Consider the following 14712-nt stretch of genomic DNA (forward strand, 5'->3'; position numbering starts at 1 on the left):
TTGATTAAAGTATCTGAGTATTTGTGATAAGTTTTTAATCTTATTTAGAATTAGTAAAAATAATTTTGTTAATACGGTTTTAATGTCATTTCTTTGCGCCAACTAAGAATTAATCTAAATAATGATGTACAAAAAGATTACCCAATTTTTTTCCGTGCTGGCTGTCGTATTATTGTTTACTGCCTCTGCCATCGCACAATCCAAATATGGTTCGGTGTCCGGATCAATCAAAACAAGTGATGGAAGCCCTGCTTCTTTCGTGAGTGTGGGTTTAAAGAACACAAACAAAACTGCCCAAACAGATGAAAAGGGCAACTTCACCATTAAAAATATTAATCCCGGTTCCTATACCATTAAAATATCGGCAATTGGCTTATCTGCCCAGGAGAAACAAGTTAATGTCACTGCCGACCAGGTAGCGCAAATTACTTTTACTACGATTGAATCGTTATCACAATTAGATGAGGTCGCAGTAAACGGATACCGTACACCCAATAAAAAACCTGTAAACCTGGGTAAAATCGCTATTGCACCAATGGATTTGCCTCAGTCCGTTCAGGTGATCGGCAGTCAGATAATCACTGATCAGCAAGCCAATCGCTTAAGCGATGTATTAAAAAATGTGAACGGCGTAGCATTTGGCGAAAACCGGGGATCTGTAAGCGGAGAAACATTTTTTGCACGCGGCTATAGCCTGGGCGCGAATAATGTTTTTAAAAATGGTTCACGCGCTACCAGTGGTGGTATGCCTGAGGTAAGTACATTAGAGTCTGTTGAAGTATTGAAAGGCAGTGCCGCATTATTATATGGCGGAGTGTCTGGTGGTGCCGTGGTCAATCTGGTAACGAAAAAACCAAAGTTCGAATATGGCGGTGAAGTTTCCATGCGTGCAGGAAGTTACGATCTTTATAAGCCTACTGCTGATGTTTATGGCCCGATAACTAAAAATCTGGCCTTTCGTTTAATCGGAACCTATGAGGATGCGGCTAGTTTTAGAAACACTGTAAAATCTAACCGGTTTTATGTAAACCCCTCATTGCTTTATAAGATTGGTAACAAAACAGATATCCTGCTTCAGGGAGACTATTTAAAAAGTAATATGACTCCCGATTTTGGTATTGGTACAGTTGAAAACACAATAGTTGATATTGGTCGTGGTGCATATGTTAACGCGCCATGGGCCTATAACAAAACGAATACCGTTACCTCACAGCTGAGTGTAAACCACAAATTTAACGACAGCTGGAAATTGAATGTGCTGGCAAATCTGCAGTCGTACAACCGTAACTACTTCAGTGCCGAACGTCCCTTCGCGGATACTAAAGCCCAAAACCCACTCCCATATGGATTCGCAGCGCGAAACGTTACCCGTTCTAAAACGCATGAGTATACGTATAACGAACAGATTAACCTAAACGGTGCTTTTAAAACCGGTTCGATCAATCATACATTATTAGTTGGCGCTGATGCTGATCAGTCGAGAACAACCAGTGGTGGATTTACCTTTAACGCGAATTTAACTAGCTTTAACTACGGAAATGTGAACTTGCTTGATCCTTCAACCTATTATGGATCAGGTATTGAACCCACTGCTAATTTGATTACAGAGACATTTGCACCATTATATAGAATGGGTGCTTTTGTTCAAGACCTCATTACAGTGACTGAAAAATTTAAAGTTCTTGCAGGTGTTCGCTATACCTTCCAGAAAACGCCGAGAACGGTGAGTACTAATATCGCTACAGGGGTGCAAACACTAAGTGTAAACAGCTTAGATAAATCGAAGGTTGAAAGCGCTTTTACACCAAAATTCGGATTGATATATCAGCCACTAAAAACAACCTCAATTTATGCAAGCTACTCAAGTAACTTCGTACAAAATACAGGAACAGATATTAATCTGGCACCACTTGATCCATCTACACTGCAACAATATGAGGCAGGAATTAAAAATGATTTGTTAAAGGGTCGTTTGTCGGTAAACCTAACCTGGTATAGAATAGCCAATGATAAATTTGCGCAGCAGGCACTGATCAATGCACAGGGAGCACCTAATGGCGATACTAACATTAAAGAACTTAACGGAAAATCATTAAGTGATGGCTTAGAGCTGGATATCACAGGAACAATTGTAAAAGGACTAAATTTCATTGCAGGTTATAGCTATAATTTTATCAGATATACCGAAACCCGCGATAAAACCGTTTTCACTGTTCCTGCCCCAACAACGGCAAATCCAAATGCAACCAGAACAGTTACTTTGGGCGGTGTGGTTGAAGGACAAAGACTTGTCGGTTCTACTAAAAATACGGCAAATGGGACCTTGTTCTATACTTTTCAGGAAGGTAGTGTTAAAGGCCTGAAACTAGGTGCATCGGCCTATTACACAGGTGCACGTAACGGAGGCTATAATGACACCAAAATACAGGCATATAGCAGATTGATTCCATTAAGTGCCTTTACAACTTTCGATTTTTCAGCAGGTTACTCCTGGAAGAAACTCTCGCTTTTAGGCAGAATTTCAAACATCACCAACGAGCTAAATTATTTTGTTCACGAAAACTACAGTGTAAACCCAATTCCTCCACGTCAGTTTGTAACCACACTATCCTATAAATTTTAGTTAACCTCTCAAAAGTAAAAGCCCGGAATCATTAACGATTCCGGGCTTTTAGGTATAAGCCTAAGCAATAATAAATATGGTTCCCGACTTGCCGAGATTGAAGTAATAGTGTGATTCCCTGCGATAGTCGATCTTCTCAATATTGTTTACTTTGCCCGATTTCCCATATTCATCCGCAACAAAGTCGCCAACTTTAATATTTTCCAATTGTTTCTTGTTGGCCGAGGATCTTTTAATTAATGTAGTTTGTTTTTCCATGAGATTTGCGTTTTAATAACCTATCTACGCAATCACTGATCATTTGGTTTTAGCTAGCTGTACAATACTTAAAAGTAAGTAGCTTAAAACTTACAATCAATGGATTAATCATGAACCATTTCATAAATGCGCCTCATGTATAAGGCCTCATCCACCTTATGAAAAAACTCTTCCCATTTATATCTCGTAAACGCTAAACTAATGTCCGGAAATGGCGTAGAAAGAATCACAACCTCCTCCCCGTCTGGCCTGTTTTCCAGGTAGTCGACGAAGTAATAAAGTCATTATTTATAAAAAGACCGGATAATTAATCCGGTCTTAAGCTTTTAGTGGGCATCATAGATAATCACTTTTTCAAAATACTGTTTAAATTCATCTAGAAATGCCTTGTGCAGTGAGTGTACCTGATAAACATCATGTGCAGCAAGGTCTTCGAAAAACAAGATCAAACTAAATGTATAAGTGGTATCCACAACTGCCCGCTCAATTGGAGCAGGTGTACCAATATGGAATGTTTTAACTACTTCAATCTTTTCTAAGGTTTGTAAACTTGCATTAAAAGCTGCTTTCTGTTCTGCAGTGGTATCGGCTTTTAGCCAGAATAATACGTGGTGAGCTATCATGATATATTTTTTTGCCAAATATAAGGAAAGCAAATACATCAGCCACCTATCCGAAAACAGTTTTTGCTTTGTTGATCGCTTTTTTCAAATCAATTCCCTTTCCCAAAACACCCTTAAATAAATCACCCTCAGCTTTCAGCCGTTCAAGGGTGTTAAAAATATTGAAGTCCTTCATTTTTAGACCGGGCTTCACCTCGTCCCAGTGTAAAGGCATAGATACCGTAGCACCTTCTTTTGGCCTCAGCGAATACGGCCCTGCAATGGTTGCTCCAGGCCTATTCTGGAGAAAATCCAGATACATTTTCCCCTTTCGTGCAGAAATCATCCGCTCCAGCGAGGTAAAGGTTGGGATTTGCTGATGAACCAGGTTGACAATGATCCTGGCAAACATCTGGCTTTGCTCATATGTATATTTTGCATTAAGTGGAATATAGATATGCATACCCGTTGATCCTGATGTTTTACAAAAGCAGGGCACCTCAATGGCATCGAGTATCTTTTTCGTTTCCTGTGCTGCCGTAACCACCTGGTCGAAGCTTTGTTTATCAGGATCCAGATCAATAACACAGTAATCCGGATGGTCAGGACTTTGAATTCTGCTAAACCAGGGATTCATTTCAATACAGCCTAAACTGGCCATCCAGAGCAGAGATGCTTCATCCGTACCCACCAGATACTCTTTCTTTTCACCTTCGCCATTTTCATAAGGAAAAGTTTTTGCCCATTCCGGTGCTTTTCCCTTCACATCTTTCTGATAAAAACTCTGTCCGTGTATACCGCTAGGAAAACGGTTCAATGATTGTGGCCTGTCTTTAAGATAGGGTAATATGTAATCCGCCACCTGGTAATAATAGTTAAACATATCCCGTTTGGTCACCTTATGCTCAGGCCAGTAAACTTTACTCAGATGCGTAAACTTCAGTTCGTGCCCCTTAATCTTTCTAACCTGTGTCTCATCCTTTGGATTTAAAAGTGTTTTGCCCCCTTTTTCCTTTGGTGGTTTTATAGCCGACTCGTGTTTTTCACCTACCTCATTCATGATCTGTTCTACAGGAACCTCTTTCTCTCTAACTACATCTTTTGCAGCTTTATCGGTACGCATGCCTTTAAACGATGGGTGTCTGAACACCCCATCTTCCGTCACTTCAGTAAAAGCAACCTCACATACCAGCTGTGGTTTTAACCACGTTGCTTTTGCATTTGGAGGGTTAGGTCTAAAACGGGATGGTTTATTTACATCAGGCAATTCACTGAAAGGCAACTTTTCAGTTTCCAGCGGCTTAAACAGTTTCATCATCTCCTTTTGATCAGCATCCGAAAAGCCAGTGCCTACCTTCCCTACGTAGCTGAGTTTCTTTTGATCATAAACGCCCAGTAACAATGAACTGAAAGTTTTTGGGCTATCTGCATTGGTTGTATATCCTGCGATAACAACTTCCTGTCTCTTATTCACCTTAATTTTCAGCCAGTCTTTCGATCTGCGGTCTGGTACATAGGTGCTGCTGCTTTTCTTGGCAATAATTCCCTCTAAGCCCATTTTTTCTGCTGCAGCAAAAAAGTCAATACCACTGGCCTTGAAAACCTGACCAAGCCTGACCTGGTCGTCATCAGCAGGCAAAATGTCTTTCAGTATAGCCTGGCGCTCCACCAGCGTTAATCCCATCAGGTTTTTGCCTTCAAACCATAGCAAATCAAAAACATAGTATACCAGCTCACCATCTGCTTCACTTCTCCAGTTCTGTAATGCCCCAAAATCCGACACGCCATTTTTCTTTAACACCAGAATCTCACCATCAAAAACAGCATTAACCTTCCATTTGCGCAGTAAATCATAAATCGGGTAAAATTTATCATCAAAAGATTTGTTATTACGCGACAATAACGACACTTTTCCTTTGTTTAGAAAGGATAATGCTCTGTAGCCATCCCATTTTACTTCATATTGCCAGCCTTCATCATCAAAAGGCGCATCAGTTAACGTGGCTAGCATGGGTTTTATCCCATTAGGTATTGCTCCCTTGGGCGCGTGTTTAAGTAGTTTTTTAGGATCTAAATCAACTTTATCTTCTGCTGCAGGCTTTTTTGTTTTAGAAGTTTTATCACCTTTCGCCGGTTTGTCCTTAATTTCCTGCTCTTTTCCGTCCTTCCAAACCTTATCCGATGACTTGGCCATACTTTCTATGGTTTTACCTGAAAGAACAGACGCTCCTTTCCTGGTAATATCTTTCGCTGACGCGTAATCATCCTGATGCTTGATTAGGAGCCAACCGTTCTCTCCCATTCCATGAGTTTTAACCAGGGCAAATTCTCCCTGCAGTTTTTCACCATGAAGTTTAATCTTTACTGATCCTTCACCCAGTTGCTTTAAGAGATGTTTTTCCTGCGCTTTCTTACCCTTAATGGCCTCAATGGGTTCATAGGTTCCTTCGTCCCAAACAATTACAGTGCCTCCACCATATTCACCTTTAGGTATAATTCCTTCAAAATTCCGGTAGTCAAACGGGTGATCCTCAACCATCATCGCCAAACGTTTAGTCTTGGGATCTGTAGAGGGGCCTTTTGGAACAGCCCAGCTCTTCAAAACACCATCCATTTCAAGCCTGAAGTCATAATGCAGCCTGCTGGCATCATGTTTCTGAATGACAAAAAGCAGCTTGTTTTTATCTTTACTTCTTCCTGCCTTAGGCTCCGGGGTTTTGGCAAAATCCCTTTTGGTTTTATATTTCTCAAGACTCATCTGTTCTGTTGTTTTATCCCTGGTATCAAGCGCAATACGGTTAAAACAGCCCTTAAACAAAAAAGGTTTTAACATCTGCTATCGACACAGACATTAAAACCTAAAAAATAAATGATTTAAACTATTCGGCCAACCTGGGCAAAATTCCGGTATCCCTCTCCTCAACAAATTCATGCTGATCTTTCACTGCATTAAACAGAATACGAAGCCAGACCAGAAAATATGGAAAACTCAGCATCGATAGCGAGAGTGGATTAGCTTTTGCAAAATGCGGAAAACATAAAAGTGGAATATTGCAGGTAACTACAAGCAATATTGGCAATAGCACGTTCTTCAGATTTTTATTTTTTTCAAGTACATACCAGATACCAACACCTGCTATCGAAATAATATAAGTACAATCTTCAGATCCCGTACTAAAAAGCACCGGAAATAGTAGTACAGATGATAAAATCAGGAGCTGAAACTTTCGCTTGGAGAAACGGCTGACAAATGCAAACGGAAACATAAATAATATTGCGCCAACCGCCAGAAACATGACATTAGATAAGCCTGGATTATGTAACAGGCGCCTGAAAAAACCCATAATCGAAATATCAGTGGCAGCACCGGCAATATTGGCCAGGTTCTTATTAACCAGCTCATTTTTCCAGTCTATATAAGAATGTGCAACAAAACCTGGAGAAGCAAAAATCATCGGAAGCACAAAGAAAACCACCGACCAGAAAACCAGATAGCCAATAAATGCCGGTTTCTTTTTAATGAAGAAGAAAACAACTATCCCAACAATGCCATATAATTTTACAAAAGTGCCGAAAGCAATACACATGGCCGACCAGAAACCATTTCTTTTCTCAAACTGTGTATAACTCAATATCATGATTGCGCCGGCACCCGCATTAAATTGTTGATTTAACATCGAGGCGACCAGACAAGGGATAGCAATGTAACCGATGATCACCCGTTTACTTTCGCTTAAGGGTAAGGTTTGTATGGCTTTAAATAGTAAAAAGCAATTAAAAAGATTCCAGAACAATAAACCAAGCCAGTTTGGCATCAGCGCAAATGGAAATATTAACACACTGAATATCGGACCGTAGTGATTCACATCGCCATGATACTGTGGATAAAATGCGTATAAGGATTGTTCACGCAAAAGATTTCTAAAGGTATTCTCAAAAATAAGGTAGTTGTTCAGGCGATTCGTCACCCAGGAGTCTATAACAAAGATCAGGGTAACAAGTACCCACAATAAAAGCACGAAGCGATTGTCCTTGTAAAAATTACGACGTGACAATCCGTCGAATGGTTTGGTTAGGAAATGATTTAGCATTGTAAAAAACGTATTACACAACAATAATACAATTGTAAAATGACTATTTAAATTTTTATGTAAGGAAAGTGTTACAAAGTAATTGACTTTAATCAAATCAACTGACAAGCAATTAGTTATATTTACAACCAAAATGTGTTTTGTGTGTAATCTACAAATACACCATCCGTTTTATGCTGAAATAATTGTCTTGATGTTCGTTTACATGTATTTTGATAAACATTATCTAACAATATTGAACGGGAATTAAAACAATTATCTCGCATTACTGTTTAACACGAATAACTAAATATGAATCCCATGGAATATCCACTTCAATCCCTGAATGCCAGAAAAGAATTCATTGAAATTGCAGATGAAAAAGACCGCGATTACTGGGCAACAAGATTAGGTGTAAGCACCGAAAAGTTAAAGTCTGCAATCAGAGCAATCCAAAGCATGGAGTTTTTGCAGCTAAAGGAATACTTAGCAATGGAAAAAATTAAGTCGGGTACTGCTTATCAGCATTTCCTCAACGCATAGAAAGCTCTTTGAAAGAGCTTTTTACCTTTTCTATTACCGCCCGGGTAAAACGATTTTAATCCACCATTAAACAGTTAATATTTACCAAAAGTCATCTGCTTACTTTAAAAAGTAATCGTATAACACATTGATAGCTGCCCGGCTAAAATCTGGAAAATCTCCTGTGTAAGTTGCATTAATGCCATTAGTAATAATTACAAATCCAAACTTCTTTTTTGGCTCAAAAAACATGGTGCTATATAGCCCATAAGCAGAACCGGTATGGCCAATTAAAGATACACCTGGAATTAGGGTTTTGCTGCCCCTCAATGCCAAACCATAGTCTTCATCAGAAGAAAGAGGAGTTTGCATTAAACGCGCACTCTTTTTCGATATCAATTGAACGTTTCCAGCTTTCCCATAATTCATATGCATCACCATGTATCGGGCAAGATCATTAGCTGAAATTTTCATCCCTCCTGTTGGAGAAAAAATTGGTGTGCTATACCCCATTACATAACTGCTGATTTCTTTCCGCCGGGGCGCATAAGCCGAAGTAGCCTCCGTGAAAGTCCTGGATGCTGTTTGAAATTCGTAAAGCTTTACAAATCGCGTCGAATCCAGAGAATCAATGCAATAACCGCCATATAAACCTAAGGGTTTGAGGATGTGATTTTCAACATATCGATCAAACCGTTCACCAGATTTCTTTTCGATAATGGTACCAACCAGATTGAAGTTCAGGTTACAGTAATTAAACTTAGTGCCTGGTGCATATTCGTTGTAGCATTTAGCCCATTCAGGATTTTTGTCTGGGTTAATCAGATCCAGATTGAGATAGCCCTGAGAATCATTCAGGCTCGAAGTATGGGAAAGGGCCATTTTCAGGGTGATTTTTACTTCAGGGTATTTGGGATTTCTGATTTTGAAGCCAACCAGATCCCCAAAGTCATCATCAAGAGATAATTTGCCAGCCTCCACAAGCTGCATAATCGAAGTGGCAGAAAATGATTTTGATATTGATGCAATCCTGAAGATATCCAGGTTTTTCAAAGGTGTTTTACGGTCCAGGTCTTTCAAACCAAAAGAATGGTTATAAATAATTTTCCCTTCCTTTACAACAGCTACTGACGCGCCCACAGCGCTAAACTTTTGCATCACGGAATCAAAGGCAGCCTCTAATTTGACCTCCTGTGCGTGTACAGCACCACCAGTCAATAAAAATACAAAAGCCGGTAAAGCAATTAGGGTAAACAAATATTTCATAAATTTTGCGATAAGAACCTAAATATAAGCTTTAATCCTATGGAAGTAAATCTGTACCTAAAAATTTACCTGGCATTATTCACCTCCAGCCAATGCCCGTCAGGATCCTGAAAATAGATCTGCTTTACGCCATCAACCCGTACGTTTATTGCGTCAGTTTTGCCTCCCCAATCTCCATACGATATCTTTTGTGCCTTAAGCTTGTTTATGAAATCCTCAATAGAAGTTACACTGAAACATAAGTGATCATTGCGGTCATAAACCTGTCCCGCTTTTGCTCCTTCAATCAGGTGTAGTGCTGAACGGTTTCCTAACGAAAACCAGGTGTGTTTCCCATCTTTAAAGGGCTCTGGGATAACCTCCAGGTTGAACAGGCTCCCGTAAAAACCCGTGGATCTCTTTAAATCGCCTACATATACGGCAATGTGATTCAATACCGCAGGCGTATGCTGCGCCATGGTTTTGTTCATCATAGATCCTGTTAATCCAAATAAGAGAATGATCAGCAATTTTTTCATTCTTCAATATCGCATTAATTGCTGAAAAATACAGATCAAATCCAAGATAAATTTAGAAATTGCAATCACCTCGATACTTCCGCTGTCTGTCTTTCTGGATTACAAAAACACTGGTCCCCCCCAATCATTAAAACAACCGCTTATGAACCATCAGTATTTCAACTAAAAACCCCGGCAAACAGCTCATTAGAATGCAATTTGGCCTGGTGGTCATATATATGCGAAGTACTCATCACCTCATTAACACCGTGCTGGTCAATAAATCTTCCCATCTGCTCTTTAATTGTCTCTTTACTACCAATAAATGAATAATGCAGCATTTGCATCACTGCGTCTTTTTCCATTTGATCCCACTGGCTGTCCAGGTGATCTATCGCAGGCTTTAGCAGCTCCCTCCTGCCGGTAATTACTCCCAAAAACATCCGCTTAACCGAACTCGATAACCGATCAGCCTCTGCATCCGTATCAGCAGCGACAACATTTACACAAGCCATCACATAGGGTTCTTTCAAAAATACAGAAGGCTTAAAGCGACTCCTGTAAAGCGCAATAGCCTGTTCAAAATAAGTGGGCGCAAAATGACTGGCAAAGGCATAAGGCAAACCCTTCTCTGCCGCCAGCAATGCACTGTCAGTACTCGATCCTAAAACCCATATCGGAATATCCAGTCCCTCTCCGGGTATTGCCCTTACGTTCGAGCGGGAATTCTCTGAAGAAAAATATTGCTGAAGTTTGTCGATATCCCGGGGAAAGGAATGTACAGCATTAAAATTTTCGCCCCTGATGGCCATGGCCGTAACCTGATCCGTACCAGGGGCTCTACCTAAACCTAAATCAATCCGGTTTGGATATAACGATGCAAGTGTCCCAAATTGCTCTGCAACAATCAATGGAGCGTGATTGGGCAGCATAATTCCACCCGAACCTACACGAATGCTAGATGTACCACCCGCAACATAACCAATCAGAATGGGCGTCGCTGAACTGGCCACACCCGCCATATTATGGTGCTCGGCAAACCAGTAACGGGTATAACCTAGCTTCTCAGATTGCTGAGCCAGCTCCAGGCTCGTTGTAAAAGTGTCAGCAGCAGTATATCCCTCCAAAACAGTTGCGAGATCAAGAACAGAATAAGGTATGTGTTTTAATGAAGTGTTTTCCATGGTGAATAATATATTGAAACCTATGCCGCAAAAATATTCTTTGCTAACTGAGTTACAGCTTATCTTTTTACAAATGACCCTGAAGCAACATTAAAATATTATCATGACAAACTGATCATCCTCGTATGCTAACCTTAATCACTTTCTCTTCGCAAAATAATTGCTAAAAAATAACATCTGATACGCAATGGCATTTCCCCAATACTCCCAGGTATGTCCCCCAGGCCTTACCATAAAGTCATGGGCAACATTTCTATCCACCAGCTTGTTATGCAAATCAACATTCACCTTGTAAAAAAAGTCGCTGTAACCGCAATCAATAACAATCGCTAACCTGTTAGGCGTAAGTAAATGGGTGAGGTTGATGACCGTATTCGCCTCCCAGCGCTCCGGATGTTCACTGTATTTACCCAAACGCCTGGCAATTTCCCAGTTTTCCGGGAACGGACGGATATCTACCCCGCCGCTCATACTTCCACAGGCACCAAAGACATCCTGATGCCTGAAACCAAGATATAAACCACCGTGGCCCCCCATGCTCAAACCGGTAATCGCCCGGCCGCTTCTGTCTTTTATCGTGGCATAATGGCTATCGATATAATCCACCAGTTCACCGGCTACGTAGGTTTCATACCTATAGTTGGGGTCTTCAGGGGCGTCAAAATACCAGCTCGTTACTCCACCATCGGGGCAAACCACCACCATATTGTACAAATCAGCGAGCCGTTTAACCGTCTCCCTGTCGGGCGTTTTGCTCACCCACTCCGAATATTTACCGCCCGCGCCATGTAACAGGTAAAGTGTAGGAAATTTCTGGTTCGCATCGTAGCTGGCCGGCTTAATCACCACAGCTTTGATATCTTTTTTCATGGCTTTACTACGGGTAACTACCGTGTCAACCGTTGCGGCAAGCGCCATATTGCACCACACAAGTGCCAATAAAATGATTGTTCCTGATAACAGATTTCTTTTCATGGAATGTAGAGGATGTTTGATGCTAAATATAAATAAAATGCCAAAAGGGAACGATAGATCTCATTTCATTTTTTAATGGATTGCCTTACAGTTGTTTTTATGAAAAAATAATGAACTGTTATGGACATAAAAAAGATTTCTAAAACTAAATACCCTGGTTCTTCGTTTATCAACCTATAATGAGCAGTTTTACCATACAAGAGCAATTCAATAATTACCTCGATATTCTGAATAAGATTCACATCATCGACCACGATATCGATGCTTCGATCAATGAAGTAGAAATCAACGATCTCGCAGCACGTAGAACCGACTACAAACACAGGTTACAGCATGTTACCAAAAGCCTGATTAATTCCCTGAATGAGATGGGAAAGAAATATCCCGTTCAAAATAACCTCGCCAATCAAACCACCTACATCTATGCAGAAGGCGACAAACTTATGTTCGAGTATCACTAGTTTGTAAATCCTCCTGCCCATCACCCTAAAAGGCTATAGCGCGAAAAATCTGCTTTGGCTAGTTTTGTAACAATGGCCTTAACCTCTATCGTTACCGTAAACTACAACCAGCCCGAAGCTACTCTGGCCCTTTTAGCATCCATTAAACGTAACCTTAACCTTGATGATCTGGAGATCATCATTGTGGATAACGGCAGCCTGACCGATTGTGGTGCCCTATTCAAACAATGTTTGCCCCAACTGATTTATATCCGCTCCCAAACCAACCTTGGTTTCGCCGGTGGAAATAACCTGGGAATAAAGGCCGCTTCCGGTCAATACGTCCTCATGGTGAACAACGATACCGAAGTCGTCAAAGGAATGACCGAGATACTTGTTCATGAAATGGAAGCCAATCCTGAAATAGGAATGATAAGTCCTCTGATTTTATATTTCGATCAGCCAGATACCATTCAGTATGCGGGTTACACACCAATGAATTATGTCACCTGCCGAAATAAAACCGAAGGGCTGATGGAAAAGAATGCCGGTCAGTATACTGGTATAAGCAAAGAGACGGCCTACTGCCATGGTGCTGCGATGATGTGTCGCAAAGCCGATATCATCAATATTAGCCTCATGCCTGAAATGTATTTCCTCTATTACGAAGAGCTGGACTGGTGCGAGATGTTTAAGAAGGCTGGAAAAAAAATATGGTTTACCGGTAAAACGCACATCTTCCATAAGGAATCCATAAGCGTGGGCCGCGAAAGCGCACTGAAAACATATTTTGTTACCCGCAATCGAATCCTGTTTATAAGAAGAAACGCAAGCCTGTTTAACCAGATCATTTTTGCCTTTTACTTTACCTGTGTGGCCATTCCCAAACAAATCATTATTTACGTACTCAAAAAAAGAACAGATCTTATACCCTACCTGCGCAGAGCCCTTACCTGGAACATCACCCAGTCCAGGAACAGTCTCAAACTGGGTTTCAATACAGTGGAATAACACACTCATTAAAACCAATCATTTACAAATAATATCTCCATTATTATGATCACGCTATTCTGGCTTTCGCTCGCCATTGTATTCTACACTTTCCTCGGCTATGGCCTGTTGTTATATATCCTGATCCGGCTAAAGCGGATATTCAGTAAACCTGTTCAGCACGTGTTAAATACGCTTCCAATAGTTACTTTACTGGTAGCCGCCTGGAATGAAGAAGACATGATTAAGCAAAAGATAAATAATACGCTTGCCCTTGATTATCCGGCCGATCGGTTTCAGATTATTTTCATATCCGATGGTTCAACCGATAGAACTCTGGAATATATCCAGCCCTACAAGCAAATTGTTTCTATGCATATTGATGAAAGAAACGGAAAGATGGCTGCTATCAAACGGGCAATTCCGGCAGTTACCGGAGAGATCATTGTGTTTTCGGATGCCAATACACTGCTCAATGAGCAGGCAATAAAAGAACTGGTGAAACACTACCAGAATAAAAAAGTGGGCGCAGTGGCTGGCGAAAAACGAATCCTGGTAAATGCCCATGCTGATGCCAGTTCAGCTGGTGAAGGTTTTTATTGGAAGTACGAATCAAAGTTGAAAACCTGGGATTATGAACTTTATTCCAATGTAGGCGCTGCCGGCGAGCTTTTTAGTATCAGAACGGCCCTATATCAACCCGTTGAAACCGACACCATTATCGACGACCATATGATTGCAATGAGAATCGCCGAACAAGGTTTTATTATTGCCTATGAACCCAATGCCTATGCATCAGAAACTGCATCTGCCAATACTAAAGAAGAATTGAAACGTAAAATCCGGATCGCGGCCGGTGGTATTCAATCCATATTCAGACTTAAAAAATCTGCAAACCCATTCAACCATCCCATACTCACCTTTCAATACTTATCGCACAGGGTACTGCGGTGGACGGTTACACCTTTCCTAATTATTCTAGCCTTCATACTCAACATTGCCCTTGTAGCCACTACAAACAATAATCTTTATATAGTTATACTCATCGCCCAGATATTCTTTTACGGGGCGGCCTTCATCGGTTTAATATTTGAAAGAAGAAACATTAAAATCAAATCATTTTTTGTTCCCTACTATTTCTGCGTCATGAATTACGCTGTAATTGCCGGAATCGGCCGATACATCAAAAAGAATCAAAGCGCAGCCTGGGAAAGATCACTCAGAAAATAGGGCTCTTGCCGGATAAGGCAACTCCAATGCTTATCTTTCCCGGTTTTCCCTCTAC

General features: G+C 40.7%; 13 protein-coding genes. 5 read left to right on the forward strand and 8 right to left on the reverse strand.

Going from position 1 to position 14712, the window contains the following annotated elements; genetic code table 11:
* The first annotated feature begins 121 nt into the window (after positions 1 to 121).
* Positions 122 to 2623, forward strand: a complete 2502-nt coding sequence (locus R2Q80_RS10040; protein ID WP_316799471.1) for a TonB-dependent receptor — start codon at positions 122 to 124, stop codon at positions 2621 to 2623.
* A 60-nt stretch (positions 2624 to 2683) separates the two neighbouring features.
* On the opposite strand, the gene R2Q80_RS10045 is transcribed toward R2Q80_RS10040, so the two are convergent.
* The 4 genes from R2Q80_RS10045 to R2Q80_RS10060 all read right to left on the reverse strand — a co-directional run bounded on the left by R2Q80_RS10045 (position 2684) and on the right by R2Q80_RS10060 (position 7574).
* On the reverse strand, positions 2684 to 2881 hold the full coding sequence (locus tag R2Q80_RS10045; RefSeq protein WP_316799472.1) for a hypothetical protein: 198 nt from the start codon (positions 2879 to 2881) through the stop codon (positions 2684 to 2686).
* 326 nt (positions 2882 to 3207) lie between these two features.
* On the reverse strand, positions 3208 to 3504 hold the full coding sequence (locus R2Q80_RS10050; RefSeq protein WP_316799473.1) for a Dabb family protein: 297 nt from the start codon (positions 3502 to 3504) through the stop codon (positions 3208 to 3210).
* 46 nt (positions 3505 to 3550) lie between these two features.
* Positions 3551 to 6241, reverse strand: a complete 2691-nt coding sequence (gene ligD, locus R2Q80_RS10055) for a DNA ligase D (RefSeq protein WP_316799474.1) — start codon at positions 6239 to 6241, stop codon at positions 3551 to 3553.
* Between the two features lie 121 nt (positions 6242 to 6362).
* Positions 6363 to 7574, reverse strand: a complete 1212-nt coding sequence (locus R2Q80_RS10060; RefSeq protein ID WP_316799475.1) for a glycosyltransferase family 87 protein — start codon at positions 7572 to 7574, stop codon at positions 6363 to 6365.
* Between the two features lie 300 nt (positions 7575 to 7874).
* Here R2Q80_RS10060 and R2Q80_RS10065 point away from each other — a divergent pair, with 300 nt between their 5' ends.
* Positions 7875 to 8096, forward strand: a complete 222-nt coding sequence (locus tag R2Q80_RS10065; RefSeq protein ID WP_197082324.1) for a DUF3606 domain-containing protein — start codon at positions 7875 to 7877, stop codon at positions 8094 to 8096.
* Between the two features lie 99 nt (positions 8097 to 8195).
* Here the strand turns inward: R2Q80_RS10065 and R2Q80_RS10070 are convergent, their stop codons facing one another.
* The 4 genes from R2Q80_RS10070 to R2Q80_RS10085 form a co-directional block, all read right to left on the reverse strand.
* Complete coding sequence (locus R2Q80_RS10070) at positions 8196 to 9341, reverse strand: serine hydrolase domain-containing protein (RefSeq protein WP_316799476.1); 1146 nt, start codon at positions 9339 to 9341, stop codon at positions 8196 to 8198.
* A gap of 65 nt (positions 9342 to 9406) precedes the next feature.
* On the reverse strand, positions 9407 to 9814 hold the full coding sequence (locus R2Q80_RS10075; protein ID WP_316799477.1) for a VOC family protein: 408 nt from the start codon (positions 9812 to 9814) through the stop codon (positions 9407 to 9409).
* Positions 9815 to 10017: 203 nt separating this feature from the next.
* Entirely contained in the window at positions 10018 to 11022 is a 1005-nt protein-coding gene (locus R2Q80_RS10080; RefSeq protein ID WP_316799478.1) for an LLM class flavin-dependent oxidoreductase, read from the reverse strand.
* 138 nt (positions 11023 to 11160) lie between these two features.
* The gene (locus R2Q80_RS10085) at positions 11161 to 11997 is read right to left on the reverse strand and encodes an alpha/beta hydrolase family protein (RefSeq protein ID WP_316799479.1); all 837 of its coding nucleotides are present in this window, start codon (positions 11995 to 11997) and stop codon (positions 11161 to 11163) included.
* 179 nt (positions 11998 to 12176) lie between these two features.
* Here R2Q80_RS10085 and R2Q80_RS10090 point away from each other — a divergent pair, with 179 nt between their 5' ends.
* From R2Q80_RS10090 to R2Q80_RS10100, 3 genes are all read left to right on the forward strand, one after another.
* Positions 12177 to 12458 carry a hypothetical protein gene (locus R2Q80_RS10090; RefSeq protein ID WP_316799480.1) on the forward strand — a complete coding sequence of 94 codons (282 nt, stop codon included), beginning with the start codon at positions 12177 to 12179 and terminating at the stop codon, positions 12456 to 12458.
* 72 nt (positions 12459 to 12530) lie between these two features.
* Entirely contained in the window at positions 12531 to 13448 is a 918-nt protein-coding gene (locus tag R2Q80_RS10095) for a glycosyltransferase family 2 protein (RefSeq protein ID WP_316799481.1), read from the forward strand.
* Between the two features lie 45 nt (positions 13449 to 13493).
* Positions 13494 to 14657: a glycosyltransferase family 2 protein gene (locus R2Q80_RS10100; protein WP_316799482.1), complete on the forward strand. Its 1164-nt coding sequence runs from the start codon at positions 13494 to 13496 to the stop codon at positions 14655 to 14657.
* The last annotated feature ends 55 nt before the right edge of the window (positions 14658 to 14712 follow it).

The organism is Pedobacter frigidisoli, from assembly GCF_032678525.1.
In the GTDB taxonomy this organism is placed as follows: domain Bacteria; phylum Bacteroidota; class Bacteroidia; order Sphingobacteriales; family Sphingobacteriaceae; genus Pedobacter; species Pedobacter frigidisoli_A.